This is a genomic window from Mesorhizobium sp. B2-4-19, from assembly GCF_006441315.1.
Lineage (GTDB): Bacteria > Pseudomonadota > Alphaproteobacteria > Rhizobiales > Rhizobiaceae > Mesorhizobium.
In genome coordinates this window covers 207,893-227,104 of record NZ_VFUV01000004.1, presented here as the reverse complement: position 1 = coordinate 227,104, position 19,212 = coordinate 207,893, and the positions used below count along the sequence as shown (strand labels likewise).

Annotated in this window: 19 protein-coding genes; 9 read left to right on the top strand and 10 right to left on the bottom strand. The window is 64.3% G+C overall.

From position 1 onward, the window contains the following. Window positions 1–71: 71 nt before the first annotated feature. Window positions 72–524, bottom strand: a complete 453-nt coding sequence (mntR, locus tag FJ546_RS09640) for a manganese-binding transcriptional regulator MntR (RefSeq protein ID WP_027044183.1) — start codon at window positions 522–524, stop codon at window positions 72–74. A gap of 230 nt (window positions 525–754) precedes the next feature. On the opposite strand from mntR, the gene FJ546_RS09635 reads away from it, so the two are divergent. The 3 genes from FJ546_RS09635 to FJ546_RS09625 all read left to right on the top strand — a co-directional run bounded on the left by FJ546_RS09635 (window position 755) and on the right by FJ546_RS09625 (window position 3,783). Further along, window positions 755–2,119, top strand: a complete 1,365-nt coding sequence (locus FJ546_RS09635) for an Nramp family divalent metal transporter (protein WP_140889108.1) — start codon at window positions 755–757, stop codon at window positions 2,117–2,119. A gap of 53 nt (window positions 2,120–2,172) precedes the next feature. Further along, the gene (locus FJ546_RS09630; RefSeq protein WP_140889107.1) at window positions 2,173–3,015 is read left to right on the top strand and encodes a protein-L-isoaspartate O-methyltransferase; all 843 of its coding nucleotides are present in this window, start codon (window positions 2,173–2,175) and stop codon (window positions 3,013–3,015) included. A 117-nt stretch (window positions 3,016–3,132) separates the two neighbouring features. Further along, complete coding sequence (locus FJ546_RS09625; RefSeq protein ID WP_140889106.1) at window positions 3,133–3,783, top strand: dihydrofolate reductase family protein; 651 nt, start codon at window positions 3,133–3,135, stop codon at window positions 3,781–3,783. 35 nt (window positions 3,784–3,818) lie between these two features. Here the strand turns inward: FJ546_RS09625 and FJ546_RS09620 are convergent, their stop codons facing one another. Next, window positions 3,819–4,688 (bottom strand): LysR substrate-binding domain-containing protein, encoded by an 870-nt coding sequence (locus FJ546_RS09620; protein ID WP_140889105.1) that lies wholly within the window; start codon window positions 4,686–4,688, stop codon window positions 3,819–3,821. A 95-nt stretch (window positions 4,689–4,783) separates the two neighbouring features. Between FJ546_RS09620 and FJ546_RS09615 the strand changes: the two genes are divergently transcribed. After that, the gene (locus tag FJ546_RS09615; protein WP_140889104.1) at window positions 4,784–5,383 is read left to right on the top strand and encodes a LysE family translocator; all 600 of its coding nucleotides are present in this window, start codon (window positions 4,784–4,786) and stop codon (window positions 5,381–5,383) included. Between the two features lie 199 nt (window positions 5,384–5,582). Here FJ546_RS09615 and FJ546_RS09610 read toward each other — a convergent pair whose 3' ends face one another. Then, the gene (locus tag FJ546_RS09610) at window positions 5,583–6,377 is read right to left on the bottom strand and encodes an SDR family oxidoreductase (protein WP_140889103.1); all 795 of its coding nucleotides are present in this window, start codon (window positions 6,375–6,377) and stop codon (window positions 5,583–5,585) included. 210 nt (window positions 6,378–6,587) lie between these two features. On the opposite strand from FJ546_RS09610, the gene FJ546_RS09605 reads away from it, so the two are divergent. Further along, on the top strand, window positions 6,588–7,043 hold the full coding sequence (locus FJ546_RS09605) for a MarR family winged helix-turn-helix transcriptional regulator (RefSeq protein ID WP_140889102.1): 456 nt from the start codon (window positions 6,588–6,590) through the stop codon (window positions 7,041–7,043). A gap of 24 nt (window positions 7,044–7,067) precedes the next feature. On the opposite strand, the gene FJ546_RS09600 is transcribed toward FJ546_RS09605, so the two are convergent. Continuing rightward, complete coding sequence (locus FJ546_RS09600) at window positions 7,068–8,246, bottom strand: MFS transporter (protein WP_140889101.1); 1,179 nt, start codon at window positions 8,244–8,246, stop codon at window positions 7,068–7,070. A gap of 229 nt (window positions 8,247–8,475) precedes the next feature. Here FJ546_RS09600 and FJ546_RS09595 point away from each other — a divergent pair, with 229 nt between their 5' ends. Further along, window positions 8,476–8,832 (top strand): helix-turn-helix transcriptional regulator, encoded by a 357-nt coding sequence (locus FJ546_RS09595; RefSeq protein WP_010910977.1) that lies wholly within the window; start codon window positions 8,476–8,478, stop codon window positions 8,830–8,832. 32 nt (window positions 8,833–8,864) lie between these two features. Here the strand turns inward: FJ546_RS09595 and FJ546_RS09590 are convergent, their stop codons facing one another. Then, window positions 8,865–9,335 carry a nucleoside deaminase gene (locus FJ546_RS09590; protein WP_140889100.1) on the bottom strand — a complete coding sequence of 157 codons (471 nt, stop codon included), beginning with the start codon at window positions 9,333–9,335 and terminating at the stop codon, window positions 8,865–8,867. Between the two features lie 214 nt (window positions 9,336–9,549). Between FJ546_RS09590 and FJ546_RS09585 the strand changes: the two genes are divergently transcribed. From FJ546_RS09585 to carB, 3 genes are all read left to right on the top strand, one after another. Beyond that, a complete protein-coding gene (locus FJ546_RS09585; RefSeq protein WP_140889099.1) occupies window positions 9,550–10,308 on the top strand; it encodes a metallophosphoesterase family protein in 759 nt (252 codons plus the stop codon). A gap of 255 nt (window positions 10,309–10,563) precedes the next feature. Then, the gene (locus FJ546_RS09580; protein ID WP_181167878.1) at window positions 10,564–11,523 is read left to right on the top strand and encodes an SH3 domain-containing protein; all 960 of its coding nucleotides are present in this window, start codon (window positions 10,564–10,566) and stop codon (window positions 11,521–11,523) included. A gap of 250 nt (window positions 11,524–11,773) precedes the next feature. Then, window positions 11,774–15,277, top strand: coding sequence for a carbamoyl-phosphate synthase large subunit (carB, locus tag FJ546_RS09575; RefSeq protein ID WP_140889097.1), 3,504 nt, complete (start codon window positions 11,774–11,776; stop codon window positions 15,275–15,277). A gap of 117 nt (window positions 15,278–15,394) precedes the next feature. Here the strand turns inward: carB and FJ546_RS09570 are convergent, their stop codons facing one another. From FJ546_RS09570 to FJ546_RS09545, 5 genes are all read right to left on the bottom strand, one after another. Beyond that, a complete protein-coding gene (locus FJ546_RS09570; RefSeq protein WP_140889096.1) occupies window positions 15,395–16,363 on the bottom strand; it encodes a hypothetical protein in 969 nt (322 codons plus the stop codon). Between the two features lie 578 nt (window positions 16,364–16,941). After that, window positions 16,942–17,334 carry a RidA family protein gene (locus FJ546_RS09560; RefSeq protein ID WP_140889095.1) on the bottom strand — a complete coding sequence of 131 codons (393 nt, stop codon included), beginning with the start codon at window positions 17,332–17,334 and terminating at the stop codon, window positions 16,942–16,944. A 176-nt stretch (window positions 17,335–17,510) separates the two neighbouring features. Then, a complete protein-coding gene (locus FJ546_RS09555) occupies window positions 17,511–17,903 on the bottom strand; it encodes a RidA family protein (RefSeq protein WP_140889094.1) in 393 nt (130 codons plus the stop codon). 84 nt (window positions 17,904–17,987) lie between these two features. Continuing rightward, window positions 17,988–18,452 (bottom strand): cupin domain-containing protein, encoded by a 465-nt coding sequence (locus FJ546_RS09550; RefSeq protein ID WP_140889093.1) that lies wholly within the window; start codon window positions 18,450–18,452, stop codon window positions 17,988–17,990. A gap of 201 nt (window positions 18,453–18,653) precedes the next feature. After that, window positions 18,654–19,199, bottom strand: a complete 546-nt coding sequence (locus tag FJ546_RS09545) for a DUF4142 domain-containing protein (RefSeq protein WP_140889092.1) — start codon at window positions 19,197–19,199, stop codon at window positions 18,654–18,656. Window positions 19,200–19,212 lie beyond the last annotated feature (13 nt).

Here is a 19,212-nt window from a genome sequence, read left to right as displayed (position 1 = left end):
GACATCGCGCTATGTGAGGGGCAACGTGTGCAAAGGGCTGCGGTTCCACCTCCCCAGGAACGATCGGCGCCTCAGCGCGGTGCCGTCATCGCCTTGCGGAATGCTTCCAGCGTCTCGGCGCTGACATGGTGCTCGATGCCCTCGGCATCGATGCGCGCGGTCTCGGCGCTGACGCCGAGCGAACGCAGGAAGGCCTCCACCGTCTGGTGACGGATGCGGCTTTCCTCCGCCACCTTGCGGCCGGCCTCGGTCAGGAACACGCCGCGATAGGGTTTTCTCGACACCAGCCCGTCGGCGCACAGGCGCGTCAGCATCTTGGCCACCGTCGGCTGGGCGACACCGAGACGAGCGGCGATGTCGACCTGGCGCGCCTCATTGCCGTCCTCGATCAAATCGGCGATCAGCTCGACATAGTCCTCGACCAGCGCGCTGCGGCGCGCCTGGCGCTGCTGCCGGAACCCTTCCGAATGGACATCGGCGTCGGGCAATGGCTCACGCGGGACAGGTCTGTTCTTCAGCGCCAACGCGCGCTCCTCCTCGGGAGTTTAGCCGTTCCCGCTTTATAGCACGGGCTCTGATTCTTCAGGCCGTTTATTTGCATTCCCTCACAGGCGCAACCGGCGTTTCCGATTGCGGTTTCGCAAACCCGGCCGAACGCCCGACAAAAGCACAAACAATGAAATATAGCCTATTGCATAATGTTGAGCCGTGGCATAGCTTATGGATATCCCCTAGAAGTCTCGGAAAGCCTTTCATGTCAGACGCAGAAGCCACAGCCCCTCGATCCTCATGGCGGTTCGCCGGACGGGACGAGGACGATCAGCCCAGCCTGCGCGAAGTCAATTCCACCATCGCCGTGCCGAGTTCGGGCGCCTGGTTCCGCCGGCTGTTCGCCTTCATGGGGCCGGGCTACATGGTTTCGGTCGGCTATATGGACCCCGGCAACTGGGCGACCGACCTCGCCGGTGGCGCCCAGTTCGGCTACACGCTTCTGTCCGTCATCATGCTGTCCAACCTGATGGCGATCCTGTTGCAGGCGCTGGCCGCCCGGCTTGGCATCGCCACCGGCCGCGATCTCGCCCAGGCCTGCCGCGCCTATTATCCCCGCCCGGTCAATTTCGTGCTGTGGATCGCCTGCGAACTCGCCATCATCGCCTGTGACCTCGCCGAAGTGATCGGCACGGCGATCGCCTTGAAGCTTCTGTTCGGCATTCCGCTGATCGGCGGCGCCATCCTCACCGCGCTCGACGCCTTCCTCGTGCTGCTGTTGATGAACAAGGGGTTCCGCTATCTCGAAGCTTTCGTCATCGCGCTTTTGATCGTCATCTTCAGCTGCTTTGCAATCCAGATCTTCGTTGCCGCGCCGCCGGCCGGCACGATCCTGCATTCGATGTTCGTGCCTTCCTCGGAGATCGTCACCAATCCGGCGATGCTCTACATCGCCATCGGCATCATCGGCGCCACCGTCATGCCGCACAATCTCTATCTGCACTCCTCGATCGTGCAGACCCGTGCCTATGAGCGCACCGAAAAGGGCAAGCGCGACGCCATCAAATGGGCGACGACGGACTCCACCATCGCGCTGATGCTGGCTCTGTTCGTCAACGCCGCCATCCTGATCGTCTCGGCCGTCGCCTTCCACAACAGCGGCCACCAGGATGTGGCTGAGATCGACCAGGCTTTCGAGCTTCTGTCACCGCTGCTCGGCCTCAGCATCGCCTCGATCCTGTTCGCCGTGGCGCTGCTCGCTTCCGGCCTGAATTCGACGGTGACGGCGACGCTTGCCGGTCAGATCGTCATGGAAGGGTTCCTGCGCCTGCGCATCCCCAACTGGGCGCGCCGGCTTCTGACGCGCGGCCTCGCCATCGTTCCCGTGGTGGTCGTCACCGCGCTCTATGGCGAGAAGGGCACCGGCCAGCTGCTGGTGTTCAGCCAGGTGATCCTGTCGATGCAGCTGCCCTTCGCGGTGGTGCCGCTGGTGCAGTTCGTTTCCGACAAGAAGAAGATGGGCAACCTCGCCATTCCGCGCGGCGTGGCCGCACTCGCCTGGGTGGTCGCGGCGATCATCCTCGTGCTCAACTTCAAGCTGCTGTACGACACGATGTTCGAGGTCGGCTAGAATTCCGCCAGACAGCGCGACAAACCGCCAAATCGAGCTATCTTCCCGATGCCATGAGCAACATCGAAGACATCAGGAAATTCTACGCCCGGCTGATGGCGGCCAATGCCGCCTCATCGGATCCACGCCTGGAAGATGTGTTCGCCGAGGTTCCGCGCGAAACCTTTCTCGGCCCGGGACCGTGGACGATCGTCGCCGGCAGCGGCAAGGTCACGACGCCGAGCGCCGACCCGGCGCATATCTACCAGAACGTGCTGGTGGCGCTCGATGCCGACAAGGGCATCAACAATGGCGAACCGTTCCTGCACGCCATGTGGATCGGAAGGCTGGCGCCGAAACCCGGCGAGGCCGTCACCCATATCGGCGCCGGCACCGGCTACTACTCCGCCGTGCTGGCCAGGCTGGTTTCACCTGGCGGCACCGTCACCGCCTTCGAGCTCGACGGCAGGCTGGCCGAGCTGGCGCGCAAAAATCTCGAGCCCTATGGCAATGCGACTGTCGTCCAGGGCGACGCCGTGACCACGCCCTTGCCGCCATCCGACATCATCTATGTCAACGCCGGCGTCGTCGCCCCGCCGGTCGGGTGGCTGAAGGCGTTGCGCCCCGGCGGCCGCATGATCTTCCCCTGGCGCCCGTCCGAACGCGTCCCGCTGGCGGTGATGGTGATCCGCACCGAAAAGGGCTTTGCCTGCGATCCCTTCATGCGCTCCTGGTTCATCCCGTGCTTCGGTGCCTCGGTTGCCGATCTTGCGGCAAAAATCCCGACACGCGAGCAAGCCACACGCAGCCGCTCGATCTGGCTGACGCAGGACAAGGCGCCGGACCGCACCGCCACGGCCATCTTCGGCGACGTCTGGTTCTCGTCGAAAGACGTTCGCGCCAAAGCCGGCAACTGACGCATCGATGCGCGGATTTGGCCGGAATTTCGCATGCCCTGTCGGGATAGGTGCGGGCCGACCGTCCTTGGGCCACAATCCGGCCGCGACGGCGTGGATGGAACAAGGGAGAGACCCATGAGAAAGATCATCGCCGCCACCTTCGTCAGCCTCGACGGCGTCATGCAGGCACCCGGCGGGCCGGAAGAGGATCCGGTCGGCGGCTTCAAATTCGGCGGCTGGACCTTCCATTATTTTGACGAGGTGGGCGGCGCGGCAATGGACGAATTGTTCTCCAAGCCCTTCGCCCTGCTGCTCGGCCGCAGAACCTACGACATCTTCGCAGCGTACTGGCCGTATCAGAAGGATCCGATCGCCGATGCCTTCAACCCCGCGACCAAATATGTGGCAACACATCGGCCTGACACCCTCACCTGGCAGAACACGCAATGGCTTGGGGAAGACATCGTCGCGGCGTTGCGCCGCCTGAAGCAGGAGGATGGACCCGACCTGCTCATCCAGGGATCGGCCGACCTGATCCAGACCTTGCTCGCCAACGGGCTGATCGACGAGATCCGGCTGATGATCTTCCCGCTGTTGCTGGGCAAGGGCAAGCGGCTGTTCGGCGACGACGCGATGCCGGCCGCCTTCAAGCTTATGAAGTCGCAGACGTCCAGCAACGGCGTCATCATCGCGACCTACGAACGCGCGGGCGAAATCGAGGTCGGCTCCTTTGTCACGGGCGAACCGTCCGACGCTGAACTCGAGCGGCGCAGGAACTGGAAGTAGACCTGGCGAAACTTGGCTTCGGCCGAGCGAGGCCTTCAAGCCGCCGCCGGCCGTCGCGTCAGCCCATCCCTGATATGCCGCGCGAATTCCTGCGCGGCCGGGCCGACGCCGTGCCGCGGCAGATGCAGATTGATGGCAAAATTCGGCAGTGGCGGCAGCCCGGCATCGAACGGCAAGATGTCGAGATCGGCTGGCACGGTGGAGGCCAGCCAGGTGGTGACGGCAAGATCGGAGCGCACCGTCGCCGTCGTGGCGTCGATGTTGCCGTTTTCGAACACGGTGCGCCATTCCAGCCCATGCTCGTTGAGGGCTGACAGCACCGCCGGGCGGAAGGCGCAGGTGTCGGCGACGATCGACACCGGCAGCGGCCGCTTGGCGCGGGCGACGCCGCCTCTGGCGCCGACCCAGACCAGCCGGTCGATGGCCAGACACTCGCCCAATGTCGAGCCGACCCGTTCCTCGATCACCGCGAGATCGATGGTTCCGGCCGCAAGCGCTGACGCCAGTTCCGGCGACGAGGCGCAGACCAGCGAAATCTCGACCTGCGGATAGGTCTCGGCATAGGCCTTCAACACCGGCGCCAGCAATGTGCCGACGAGGTCGTAGGGCACGCCAAGCCGCACCTGGCCAGCGACGGCCGAGCCCGCCATCTCGGCCCAGATCTCGTCGTTGAGGCCGAGCAGGCGCTTGGCCTTGTCGAACAGCCGCTCACCGGACCGCGTCAGGCGCAGGCCGCGCCGGTCGCGCTCGAACAGGCTGCAGCCAAGCGTCTCCTCCAACCTTTTGACCTGCTGGCTGACGGCGCCTTGGGTCAGGTGCAGCGCATTGGCGGCCGCCGTCATGCTGGCCTTGTCGGCGACGGTGACGAAGGTGCGTATCAGCGCCGTATCGAGATTGCGGATCATAGTTGCATCATAGATGCTAATGCAGACTATCGCAAACATTGCATTTACTGATGCAATGCCAAGCCTAGCATGGAGCCTCCGACAAAGGACGCCCCATGCTCCAGCCGATTCTGCCGCTCATCCTGTTTGCCTTCGTGGCCACCGCAACGCCTGGGATTGCCACGACCTTGTCCACCGCCTCGGGCGCGCAATTCGGTTTTCGCCGTTCGGTTCCGCTGATGATCGGCAGCGCCGCCGGCCTCGCTACCGTGACGGGTGCGGCCGCCGCTGGGCTCGCGGGCCTGCTGCTTGCGCTGCCGTCGCTGCAACTGGCGATGAAGGTGATCGGCTCGCTCTATCTCCTGTGGCTGGCGCTCAAGATCGGCCGCGCCGGCCCCCCCAATCTCGACGTGACCATGGCCAAGCCCAACAGCTTCCTTGGCGGCGCCGGCATCCAGTGGATGAACCCAAAAGGTTGGGCGATGGGGCTGGGCGCGGCGGCCTCGTTCACCGCACTGGCCGATGGGCCGGGACAACTCGCCTTGCTGCTCGGCTCTACCTTCGGCCTCACCGCCGCCATCTCGCTCTCCGTCTGGTGCATGGCCGGCATGGTGCTGGCCCGGCTGCTCAAGACCGCATGGCAATGGCGAGCGCTCAACATCATGCTGGCGCTGGTGCTGGCCGCGTCGATCATTCCGATGTGGCGGCCGGCTTAGAACACCCAAGCTAAATCTGCGCCAATACCCCCCACCCGGACCTTTGGTCCGACCTCCCCACAAGGGGTAGGTGCGGAGCGCGCCTTTCCACGTCTCAAAGGAGCCGGCGCCACTCACCCTCCCCTTGTGGGGAGGTCGCGAACGAAGTGAGCGGGGTGGGGTGCTGGTTCGCCTTGCGAACCAGCACCCGGCTCAACTCTCAACCCGCGTAACGCGCCGCCGGCTTGTCGGCGTGCAGGCTGCCGTAGAAGACTTGGCGGGCGCCGAGGAATGTGTCCAGCCTGGCGGCATCGGCAAGTGCCGGCACGGTGACGGCTTCGCCCCTGGCCAGGCCGACAAGTGCGGCATCGACCATATCGTCGGCGGACATGATGATCTCCTTCGGAAGCTGGTCGATGTCGCTGCCGGCGAGTTCCCAGAAATCGGTCCGGGTCGCGCCCGGCAGCACCACCTGCACCTTTACATTGGTGCCCGCGACCTCGCGGTGCAGAGCCTCGCTGAAGTTGACGACATAGGCCTTGGTGCCGCTGTAGATGCCGCCGAACGAGGTTTCATAGGCAAGCACCGAGGCGATGTTGACGATGGCGCCGCGGTTGCGTGCCAGAAGACCCGGCAGCACCGCACGGGTCAGGCGGGTCAAGGCGATGACATTGACCTTGATCATGCGCTCGGCCGCATCGGCGTCGGCCGTTGCCACCACCTGCTGGCCGCCAAGGCCGGCATTGTTGACCAGCAGCGTCACGCTCTCGTCGGCCGATATCGCCTGCTCGACGCGGCGCACATCATCGTCGTCGGAGAGATCGGCGCTGATCACGCTGACCTTGCGATCGTAAGCGTAGCGCAGCTTTTCGGCCAGTTCCTCGAGCCGGTCGGCGCGCCGCGCCACCAGCACGAGATCATAACCTTGCCCGGCCAGCCTGTCCGCATAGACCGCGCCGATGCCGGAGGAGGCGCCGGTGACGACCGCCGTTCCCTTGTTTGCCTGTCCATTCATTGTCCTGTTCCTTCTATCTCTGTTGCTTCGACGTGGCCGCCGGCGCCGCAGGCATTCGCCTCGGCTCGCCGGCAAGCCGCCTGATTGACTTAGTGGCATATACCACTTGCGACGAAGTGGGCATATGCCACTATCTTGTCAATGCGTGCATACGGGATTATTTGTCTGGCAGCGGCCGGACAGAATTTTCACCGGCGCCGAGGTACCACCATGCCGAAAGACACCCTGCCCGGGCTGACAGCCTGCAACTACGCCATGCTGCGGCGCGCGACGCGCAAGCTCGGCCAGTTCTATGACGATGTGCAGGCGCCGTCCGGCCTCAAGGCCACGCAGCAGGGCCTGCTCTACCAGATCCACATCGGCGGCGAACCGGCGATGGGCGCCATTGCCGCTGCCCTGGTCATGGACCTGTCGGCGCTCGGCCACACGCTGAAGCCGCTGATCCGCCACGGCTATGTCGAGACCTTCGCCGATCCGGGCGACCGCCGCATCAAGCGGGTGCGGCTGACCCGGCAAGGGCGCACCAAGCTCGATGAGGCGATGAAGCTGTGGCAGGTCGCCCAGCAGCGTTTCGAGGATGTGGTGGGCAAGGAGAAGGCGGAACGCCTGCGCGCGGTGCTGGATGACATCAGCGCGCTGGATTTCGATCCGCCGCCGGCTACCTGAGGCAGCCGGCGGCTTTCGAAGCGACTATTCGGCCGCCATCGCGACCGGCCGCGCCGCCCAGCCGCCGGCCAGCACGATGCCCAGCCCGATCAGCGGGAAGGCAGCCGCGACCAGGCCGAGATCGGCCGGGGCGCCGAAGCGCAGCACGCCACCGCCGACCACCGCGCCCAGCGCCACGCCGAGATAGAGCGCCGAGCCGTTGAGCGACAGCACGATCGGGGCGGCATCGGGCGCCAGCTTGATGATGCGGCTGGCCTGCGCCGGCGGGAACGCCCAGCCGACAATGCCCCACGGCACCATCATCGCCATCAGCGCCGGACCGGCAATGTGCTGCGGCAGGAAGGCCGGCACCACCGACAGCATCACCAGCATGGCGGCACTCAGCGTCAGCGACCAGCCGACGGTCCGGGTGGCGCCGAACCGGTCGGCCGCCTGGCCGCCGGCAATGTTGCCGATGACGGCGCCGACACCGAAGGCAAGCAGCATGCCGGGCAGCGCGATCTGGCTGAACCCTGCGCCCTGGATGGCGAGCGGCGCGACATAGGCAAAGACGGTGAAGGCGCCGGTCAGCGCCAGCAATGTCGTCACCAGGATCGGCATCACGCCCGGCCGCATGGCCGCCGCCAGCCGGCGCTTCAGCGGCAGCCTGGTGCCGACGATGCCGCGCGGCAGCCTGTACCAGAGGATGGCGCCGGCAAGCGCGCCGAGCCCGGCAATGGCATAGAAGGTGCCGCGCCAGCCGGCGATCGTCGCGACCAGCGCGCCGAGCGGCGCACCGACGGCGACGGCCACCGTGGTGCCGCCGACGACCACGGCGATGGCGCGTGCCCGGTGATGGTCATCGACCAGCGCCACCGCCGTGCCTTGCGCCGTCGCGGCGAACAGGCCCGACGACAGCGCCATGATGATGCGCGCGATCAACAGCACTTCGAATGAGGAACTCAAGGCGGCGGCGATGTTGCCGATGACGAAGAACACCAGCGTCCACAGGATGACGCGACGCCGGTCCCATTCGCCGGTCAGCGTCGCTAGGATAGGCGTGCCGATCGCATAGGCGAGCGCGAAGGCGGTGATCAGCGTGCCCGCGAGTGGAATGGAAATGCCGGCATCCCTGGCGATGTCTGGCAGAAGGCTGGAGATGACGAAGCCCTCGGTCGAGATCGTGAACGATCCGAGCGCAAGCCAGAAGAGCCGCTTGTCCATGGCGCGTGTCCTTAGTTCAAAAGTTATTGAACAATTGGACATAACAGGGCATGATGTCAATGAAGCCAGGGCAAGATAGCTGAACCATCCTGACAGCCCTGTGTCAGCACACTCGTTCGATACGGATAAAACACGGGCGTTCGGTGCGGATAAAATGGAGAAACGGCGTGAACGGGCCCGCGAGGACGGATGCGTTGAAATCGGCCCGAACTGCGCTTAGGTTCCAGCCATGACGTTACCTCATCCCAATACGGACCAGATCAGCCTGCCGATCGTGCTCGGCGTGCTCGGTGATCCGACGCGGCTCGCCATCGTGCGCTACCTTGCCAGCAAGGAAGGCGTGGCGCTGAACTGCAGCCAGTTCCTCGATCTCGGCTCCAAGACCAATCTCAGCTACCACCTTGCCAAGCTGCGCGAGGCTGGCGTCACCCGCGCCGAAGTGGTCGGCACCAACCGCATGATCACGCTGCGCCGCGCCGACCTCGACGCCCGCTTCCCCGGCCTGCTCGACAGCGTCATCGCCGCCGCCGTCGACGACCCCGCTCTGCCGGCGGTCGGCGGTCACGATATTGAGATGCCGGCCTAGATTTGCAGGTTCAAAGGTAAGGTGCTGTCGCCCTAGCGCTGCCAAAAACCGATATGCGGGGCGAGCAGCTCCTCCTCCATCTCGGGGATGGGGCCGTGGACCTCGACCGGCTTCTGCCCGGAGCCGAGGACCGTGCGCGAGGAAAGGTTCATCGTCGGATTCTCGGCATGGTCGCCCGTCAGCGCGAGAAGCTTGGTCTCCTCGAAGCCGTAGACCAGCCGGCCGATATTTGCCCAATAGAGCGTTCCTGTGCACATCGCACAGGGCTCGCCGGTCGAGACCAGCGTGCAGGACCACAGGAATTCCGGCGGATAGGCGTCCGCGGCACGCCGGCTGAGTTCGGTTTCGGCGTGGCGCACGGTGTTGATGTTGCCTTGCCGCATCAGGATGCGGTCATCGGGGCCGACGAGCACACAGCCGAAAGGATGGTGCCCATGCGCGGCGACGTCGCGCGCGACGTCATTGGCGGCGCGCAGGTGGGCGAACATCTGGTCGCGGGTCATCGCTTGGTGCCTTCCGAACCTGTCTCAGCGGATATCCCACATGAACTCTGGGACGACGTGGATGGTAGCAGATGGAATGCGGCCTCGCGATAGCCATGGGCGGGCTGCGCGGTGGTTCCGGCTGCCCCAAAGGTGGGACTTGATTAGGAAGGCAGTGGCTTGATAACGAAGATGGGCCGGCGTCCCGATGGGCCGCACCAAGGGAGCCCGCCGCATGCGCATAGCCGTCCTCGCCGATATCCATGGCAACGTCCTGGCGCTTGACGCGGTGCTTGAGGATTTGCGCCGGCGCGGCGGCGCTGAGCTCATCGTCAATCTCGGCGACAGCGTTTCCGGACCGCTTTGGCCGCGCGAGACGTTTGAGCGCCTGGAAGCGCTGAACCTGCCGACCGTGCGCGGCAACCATGACCGCCGCGTCGCGGTCGATCCGGCCGATGAGACCATGTGGGCGTCGGATGTCTATGCGCAGGAACGGCTGAACGAGGCGCAGCGCCAGGTGCTGTTCGCGCAGCCGCTGACGCTGGAGATCGCGCCGGGCATCGTCGCCTTCCATGCCCGCCCCGACCATGACGAGAAATACCTGCTCGACGCGATCGTCGATGGCCAATTGGTGCGCGCGCCGCTGGCGGCGATCAGGCGACGGCTGAAGGCGCTCGACCCGGCCTGCCGCATTGCGCTGTGCGGCCACAGCCACCGACCGGAGCTGGTCCGCATCCCCGACGGTCCCGTCATCTTCAATCCAGGCAGCATCGGCTGCCCCGCCTATGATGATTCCACCCCGCCGGCGCATGTTTCCGAACAGGGTTCGCCGCATGCGCGCTACGGCATCGTCACCTTGGGTGGCGAAGGCCGGCCCGATCGTTTCGAGACGATCGCCGTCGACTACGACCACGAGGCGGCGGCACGACAGGCCGAACAGGCGGGACGGCCGGAATGGGCCCACGCGCTGAGGACCGGTTTCATGCCGGGCTGAAGCTTGCTTCATGCCAGGCTGAAGCTTGCTTCATGCCAGGCTGAGCGAAGCTCATGCCCCCGGCGAATGCCTTGCGTTCATGCCGTCTGAAAGTAGCCTCATCCGACCTGCTCAAGCGCCTTCGCGGCCACACTCAAGGCGCAAGACATCTCGCTTGTAGACACGGCGGCGCAGCGTCGCTTATAAAACCGGCTTCGCGTGCGGCAGCGTTTTCGGGCGGTGCCTTTGGTAATGCAATTGATCGCCGACAGCCAAATGATGAGGCGCACAGTTACGCTCCGAGCAACCCTGTACGCGCTGATGGCCGCTCCGTCGCTGATGGCGGCGTGGTCCGCCATTGTCCCGGCCCATGCCGAAGAGACGCCCTTCATCTCCGTCGTCACCGGTCTCGCGCCTGACGACCTGCTCAATGTCCGCGCCAAGCCGTCGGCGACCGGCAAGACCGAGGCGCGTCTGGCCGCAGGCGCCAGCGTCAGGAACCTCGGCTGCAACGACATTGACGGACACCCTTGGTGCAAGGTCGAGACAGACAACCCCAAAGCCAGCGGCTGGGCCCCGGCGCGCTACCTCGTTCCCGTCAATCCAGCGACGGTGCCCCTCGACCAGGCGGCCGATGCAGGCGCGGCGCCCGATGCGGCGACGCCGCCGGCACAGCCCGACCTGACGGCGCGACTCGGCGGCGCGGCCCATCCCGTCACGCCGGAAGCCCCGGTCAAGTCAGCCGCCGAGATCGCCATGCAGGATGCTTACGGCCTGGCGCTGGCGGCGAATGAAACCCCGCCGACCGGAGAAATCCCCGCCATCGCCCAGGATGCGGCCGCGGATAGCGGCTCGGCGGCGGGGTCGCTTCCCGTTCCCACGCCGCGTCCTGACGGCGCCGCGCCCGCCGTCGACACGCAGACCGTTGCCGAACTGCCGCCTCAGCCGGCCTCGCTTGCCCAGGGCGGCGGCGTCGAAATCCCCTGCGCCCGCTATGTCGGCCAGCCGATGCAGCGCTGCGCTGCCGCCGTCGTGCACAAGGGCGCCGACAAGGCCGATATCACCGTGACCTGGCCCGATGGCGGCACGCGCCTCATCTCCTTCTATGCCGGCCTGCCGGCCGGCTCGGACACCAAGGGCGATTTCCGCTTCACCCGCGAGGGCAGCCTGAGCATGATCCGCATCGGCGTCTCCGAACGCTTCGAGATCACCGACACGGTGGCGTTTGGACACTAGGGATTAGGCAGTAGGCAGTAGGGAATGGGCAGTAGGGGCGTGCGTCCAAGGCGCTTGAAAAGCCCTACTGCCTACTGCCCAATCCCTACTGCCTATTTCCTACTGCCCAATCCCGCATTTTCGGGGTTACATCCGCCAAAACTCTTCCCTATAAGGCCCACCTAGCCTGATACCAGAATCGCGAGCACAACCGGCCGGGTCTTCCCGTCCCGGTTTTTTGTGCAAGCCGCCCGCCGAACGGACCTATGACATGCCAAGACGCACCGACATCAAGTCGATCCTGATCATCGGGGCCGGCCCCATCGTCATAGGTCAGGCCTGCGAGTTCGACTATTCCGGTACCCAGGCCTGCAAGGCGCTGAAGGAGGAAGGTTTCCGCGTCATCCTGGTCAATTCCAACCCGGCCACGATCATGACCGACCCGGAACTGGCCGATGCCACCTATATCGAGCCGATCACCCCCGAGGTGGTCGCCAAGATTATCGCCAAGGAGCGGCCGGACGCGCTGCTGCCGACCATGGGCGGCCAGACCGCGCTCAACACCGCTTTGTCGCTGCGCCGCATGGGCGTGCTCGACCGCTACAATGTCGAGATGATCGGCGCCGACGCCACGGCCATCGACAAGGCCGAGGACCGCGCGCTGTTTCGCGAGGCGATGAGCAAGATCGGCCTGGAAACGCCGAAGTCGATGCTGGCCAACGCCACGGACGTCAAGAACGCCGACCGCAAGACGCACGAGGCGGAGCGCGCCGCGCTCAAGGCCGAGAAGCCTGACAATCTCGACGCCGAGCTCGACGCGCTTGAAACCCGCTGGAACCTCGGCGAAGGCGACCGCAAGCAGCGCTACATCAGCCATGCCATGGCGATCGCCGCCCAGGCGCTCGACCATGTCGGCCTGCCCGCCATCATCCGCCCGTCCTTCACCATGGGCGGCACCGGCGGCGGCATCGCCTACAACAGGGCCGAATTCTACGACATCGTCCAGTCCGGCCTCGACGCCTCGCCGACCACCGAAGTGCTGATCGAGGAAAGCGTGCTCGGCTGGAAGGAGTACGAGATGGAGGTCGTCCGCGACAAGGCGGACAATTGCATCATCGTCTGCTCGATCGAGAACATCGACCCGATGGGCGTGCATACGGGCGACTCGATCACCGTCGCCCCGGCGCTGACCCTCACGGACAAAGAATACCAGATGATGCGCAACGCCTCGATCGCGGTGTTGCGCGAGATCGGCGTCGAGACCGGCGGCTCCAACGTGCAGTTCGCCGTCAATCCGGCCGATGGCCGCCTCGTCGTCATCGAGATGAACCCGCGCGTCTCGCGCTCGTCGGCCCTGGCGTCGAAGGCGACCGGCTTCCCGATCGCCAAGATCGCGGCCAAGCTCGCCGTCGGCTACACGCTGGACGAGCTGGAGAACGACATCACCGGCGGCGCCACGCCCGCCTCCTTCGAGCCGTCGATCGACTACGTCGTGACGAAGATCCCGCGCTTTGCCTTCGAGAAATTCCCCGGCGCCGAGCCGGTGCTGACGACAGCCATGAAGTCGGTCGGCGAGGTCATGGCCATCGGCCGCACCTTCCAGGAATCGCTTCAGAAGGCGCTGCGTGGCCTGGAAACCGGCCTCACCGGCCTCGACGAGATCGAGATCCCCGGCCTCGGCCATGGGGCGACGGCTGCCAACCATGCCGACGACCGCAATGCCATCCGCGCCGCGCTCGGCACGCCGACGCCCGACCGGCTGCGCATGGTGGCGCAGGCGATCCGCATGGGCACCTCGCTGGAAGACGTGCACGCAATGTGCAAGATCGACCCGTGGTTCCTCGAACAGATCGCCGGCATCCTCGCCATGGAAGCCCGCATCCGCGAGCACGGCTTGCCCGCCGACGCCGTCAACCTGCGCATGCTGAAGGCCATGGGGTTCTCCGACGCCCGCCTGGCCTCGCTGACCAGGACCGACGCCGAAGTGGTGGCAAAAATCCGCGACAAGCTCGACGTTCATCCGGTCTACAAGCGCATCGACACCTGCGCGGCCGAATTCGCCTCGCCCACCGCCTATATGTACTCGACCTATGAAGTGCCGTTCGCCGGCGCGCTCGCCAACGAGGCGCAGGTCTCGTCGCGCAAGAAGGTGGTCATCCTCGGCGGCGGCCCGAACCGCATCGGCCAGGGCATCGAGTTCGACTATTGCTGCTGCCACGCCGCCTTCGCGCTGCGCGACGCCGGCTATGAAGCGATCATGATCAACTGCAACCCGGAGACGGTGTCGACCGACTACGACACGTCGGACAGGCTCTATTTCGATCCGCTGACGGCGGAGGACGTGCTGGAGATCCTGCGCGCCGAGCAGGCCTCGGGCGAACTGGTCGGCGTCATCGTCCAGTTCGGCGGCCAGACGCCGCTGAAGCTGGCGGATGCGCTGGAAAAGGCCGGCATCCCGATCCTCGGCACCTCGCCCGACATGATCGACCTCGCCGAGGACCGCGACCGCTTCCAGAAGCTGCTGCACAAGCTCGGCCTCAGCCAGCCGAAGAACGGCATTGCCTATTCGGTCGAGCAGGCCCGCCTCGTCGCCGGCGAGCTCGGTTTCCCCTTGGTGGTGCGCCCGTCCTATGTGCTCGGCGGCCGCGCCATGCAGATCATCCATGACGAAAGCATGCTGCAGAGCTACCTGCTCGACACCGTGCCCGGCCTGGTGCCGGAGGACATCAAGCAGAAATACCCCAACGACAAGACCGGCCAGATCAACACGCTGCTGGGCAAGAACCCGCTTTTGTTCGACACCTATCTCTCGGGCGCCATCGAGGTCGATGTCGACTGCCTCTGCGATCGCCACGCGACCTTCGTCTCCGGCATTCTCGAACACATCGAGGAGGCCGGCATCCATTCCGGCGACAGTGCCTGCTCGCTCCCCGTCCACTCGCTGCCTTCCGAACTGGTCGACGAGCTGGAGCGCCAGACAGCCGCACTCGCCCGCGCGCTCAATGTCGGCGGGCTGATGAACGTGCAGTACGCGATCAAGGACGGCACGGTCTATGTGCTGGAGGTCAACCCGCGCGCCTCGCGCACCGTACCCTTCGTCGCCAAGACCGTCGGCCGCCCGATCGCGAAAATCGCCGCCCGCATCATGGCCGGCGAGACGCTGGAAGACGCCTTCGCCCATTACGGCGCCATGCCCGACCCGCGCAATCCCGGCCACATCGCGGTCAAGGAAGCCGTCTTCCCCTTCGCCCGCTTCCCCGGCGTCGACATATTGCTCGGGCCGGAAATGCGCTCGACCGGCGAGGTCATGGGCCTCGACCGCGACTTCGCGCTGGCCTTCGCCAAGAGCCAGCTCGGCGCCGGCGTCGACCTGCCACGCTCCGGCACGCTGTTCGTTTCGGTGCGCGACGAGGACAAGAAAGGCATACTGCCGGCGGTCAAGCGCCTCGCCGGCCTCGGCTTCAAGGTGCTGGCAACCTCAGGCACGCAGCGCTTCCTCGCCGAAAACGGCGTGGTGGCCGAAAAGATCAACAAGGTGCTGGAAGGCCGCCCCCACATCGAGGACGCCATCCGCAACCGCCAGGTCCAGATCGTCTTCAACACCACGGACGGCCAGAAAGCGGTGTCGGATTCGAAATCGCTGCGGCGGGCAACGCTGATGCAGAAGGTGCCGTATTACACGACGCTATCGGGTGCGGCCGCGGTGGCGGAAGCGATTGCGGCGCTGAAGGCGGGGAGCCTGGAGGTCAGGCCGCTGCAGGAGTATTTTGCGTGAGGTGATTGGCTCCCTTCTCCCCGTTCAACGGGGAGAAGGTGCCGGCAGGCGGATGAGGGGCGGCGCCGGCTCAACAGAGGGGACTACCTCGTTATGGGACCGATAAATAAGTGTGACCTAGTGGGCGATTTCGCGGAATAGAAGTAGGGGCGTCACGCCGAAGGACCCGGTAGGGCGTCCAAGCAACGTTCTGACTGCGGGGACCAGTCCTCCCGCCATACTTTGAGTGAGAAAACTGAGTTTTGCGCCCGCAAGCATTTGTTCGATTGCAGCCATGCCCGGAATGGTTTCTTGATCCGGCATCGCATCCAATACTCCTACGATATTCCATACACCTGCAATGGTAAGGCCGTGCTTCAAAAACAGGTTGGTGGCCGATATCGTCATATTTTTCTCGGCGAGATTAAACCACACGGACAAATTGCCATCACTTGAACTGACTGCGGCCTGTGTAGTGTGAGGCAAAACAGTCAGCATTTCGATTGCAAGCTCCGCCTCGGACGGCGCGCTCTGTTGTTGCGCTATCTTTGCGGCTTCGGCGGCCCGCTTTCCGTGGCGATTCAGCGATGCGTTGTTCGACAATGCAGCCGGAGGATTGGCACCTTTCAGAATTGCCTTCTTGACCGTAGGCAAATCCCACATGCCGCGTAAAACGCCTAGGTCAAAGACGGCAAGGTTGCCGGACGAAAGGACGATTTGTCCAATCCGAGCAGTTTTGATGTCTCGATGGAGCAAGTTGCGCTCATTAAGATAATCGAGAAAATCACGCGCATTGGCCCAAAGAGGATCATAAACTAGGTCGCTGCTCTCAGAACCAATTTCACTAGGTCCTCGCTCAAAGCTAACCTCGCCTGTGCCGCCGGTTCCAGCATAGGAAGCCCCGCCACCAAGCTTGACGGAAAACCCCCGCTTGGTGCCCTTTGCGACGCTCTCGTGCTGGGTGACTTCCTGTAGATGACCAGAGGGATCGAACTGCGCTAGAAATGAGCCCACGCGCGAGGTGTCGAAATAGAGGAAATCATAGACTGAATCGTCCTTTTGACCGCCTCGCCCCTCGTCGGATGCTTTCTTGTCGTTCTTCGACATAGCGTTTTGTCTCCCCCTCTTCACGCTTTGTCTTCTCAATCTCGGATTCTATTTCTTTCGGGTCAACTCCGAATAATCGTTGGAGCGCTTTCCCGAAGGGCATGCCTTCTAGGCCAGTTGATCGTTTCAGCTTCTTGCTCATGCAATTAGCTCCCTATACGTGAGACGGCCTTCGCTTTGCGCGGGCAGCGCGTTCATGGGCGTTCCGTTCTCGATGTCGAGACGATTGTAGCGCCACGTCGTCTCGGAAAGATAGTTGCCCATATGCTTGTGTGAAATTCTGTGATGGATGCCGTAAATCTGACGCTTGATTTGTGACTAAGCGCCCTCGATTGAGTTGGTGTGGAAGTCGAAGCCGCGAACAAACTTGCCTTCCGAATGGTTCACGGAGTGCGGTAGTAGGACCTGGTTAGGCCCTTGTAGCCACAAACTCATCGGTCATGACAATCGAGCCCTCTCTGACGTGCCCTCTGAGAGCCGTCTTCGCCATTGCGCTCCAATGCGCCGAACACCACTCCTTTCCCGACCGCGCCGCTACCGGCATTCGGACGCTTGCTTTTGTGCGGCGGTGCTAATCCTCACCCCACCGCCACACACTCGATCTCGATGTCAAACTCCATCGGCCAGGACGCCACCGGCACAAAACTCCGCGCCGGTGGATTGGTCGAAAAATACTTGGCATAAACCCGGTTAATCGCGCCGTAGAAGCCGGAGTTGACGGCGTAGATGCGCACCATCACCACATTATCCAGCGAGGTGCCGGCCGCTTCCAAGCAATGTTTCAGCGCCTTCAGCGACGCCTCGGTCTGCACCTCGATGTCGCCCTTGACCAGCTTGCCAGTCAAAAGATCGAGCGGCGGCGTGCCGGAGACGAAGACCAGCCCGGCCGCCTTGGTCACCAGCGACAACGGCACGCCGAGCGCGCGCACCGCCGCCGACAGCACCGGCACTTCGACGATTTCCTTGGTCATGACGATCTCCCTGTGGTTGCGGTAAGCTTATCTCGCTCCAGTCTGAATGCCAGCGCTCGGCATCGTCGTCTGGAAGTCGCCGCTCAATGGAAATCACGCGTCACCATGAAGCGGCGTTTTTGCAGACCCAAAATTTCAGGAAACAACCAGCCTGAATCCGGTTCGCGACGGAAAATTCACGCCACAGCGACACATTCGATCTCGATATCAAACTCCATCGGCCAAGACGCCACCGGCACGAAGCTGCGCGCCGGCGGGTTCACGCTGAAATACCGCGCATACACCCGGTTGATGGCGGTGTAGAAGCCGGAGTTGACGGCGTAGACGCGCACCATCACCACATTGTCGAGCGAGGTGCCGGCCGCTTCCAGGCAGTGTTTCAGCGCCTTCAGCGACGCATCCGTCTGCGTTTCGATGTCGCCGCGCACCATCTCGCCGGTCACCATGTCCACCGGCGGCGTCGCCGAGATGAACACGAAGCCATTGGCCTTCACCGCCGTCGAGCAGGGCAGGCCGAGTGCGCGCACCTTGTCCGACATCACAGGCACTTCGATGACTTGTTTCTTCATGGTGATGCTCCCTGGGTTGGCAAGGAGCTTATCCCGGCACTGGCGGAACGCCAGTGGCAAACCCTCGGTTCAGAGCCGGAGCACTCACCCCTGCCCCGGATACGGCGTGCCATCCTTGTGCAAAAACCGCCCATCCGAGCTCGGGCTCATCATGTCGATGTCGGAGCAGGTGATGACATCGTCGGGATTGCGCGAGCCGACCTCGATGTAGCGCGCCGGGACCGACGAGCGGTTGATCAGGTGATGGCCGTTGCCGCTGTTCTTGGCGAAGGCAGCACCATCGCCGGCCTTGAGCAGCGTCTCGCCGCCATCCTCGACCAGCACGAGCTCGCCCTCCAGCACATAGACGAACTCGTCCTCATGGCTGTGCCAATGGCGCTGGCTCGACCAGCCGCCGGGCGGCAGCGTCATCAGGTTGACGCCGAAATCCGTGAGCCCGCCGGCATCGCCCAGGCGGCGCCGCGTGCGCTCGGCGCAAGGGGCGTCGAAGGGCGCGGGATAGCCCGAGCCTTTGCGGACGGGTACGGCGGGGAGGTCGATCCTGGGCATGGGTGGCTCCATGGGTTGGCGGCGGCAGCGTATGGCAAGGCCGGCGCAGCAAAAGAGCCACATGGCGGCAGTGGGTTTGCCGGACAACCGTCGGAAGTCGTCGAAGCACCGCGTCGCTACGTTCCTTCTCCGCACCTGAATGAAGAAGCGAAAGACGGCTCCAAAGATCCAGGAGGATGGCCTGACTGGTCAAGCCGCGCCCTAATGCACCGCCGCCAAATCCTTCAAATGCATCTCGTGCATCTTCAGCGTTTCCAGCGTCTTCTTGGCGAATTCCTTCAGCGCCGGGTCGTCGCCGGACTGCGCATAGGTGGAAACCATCGCCACGGCCTGCTTGTGCGCCTGCGTCTGCAAGGTGATGTATTTGGCCTGGAAGGCGTCGCCGTCGAGCGCCTTGAGCTGGTCGAGCATCGCCTGGTCGTTCGGCAGCAGCGGCGGCCCTTCGGGGGTGACGGACGCCGTGGTCTGGCTCTTTTCAAGCGCCGCCTTGAAATCTTCGCCGACCTTGGTGTGGTCCTTTACCATCAGCCCGGCGAAATCCTTCACATCCGCCGCGACGCCTTTTTTCTCGGCCAGCTTGCTGCTTTCGATCTCGAAGCGGTTGGCGCTGACCAGGGTCCTGGTGAAGGTTTCGGCGTCGACCTTGTTCTCAGAGACAGGCGGCACGTCGCTGGACGGCTGTTGGGAAAAGGCTGAAGGCGTTCCGGCCAGAAGGGCCAGCATGGCGGTGGCGAGATGCGGTTTCATCGAAACGCTCCGT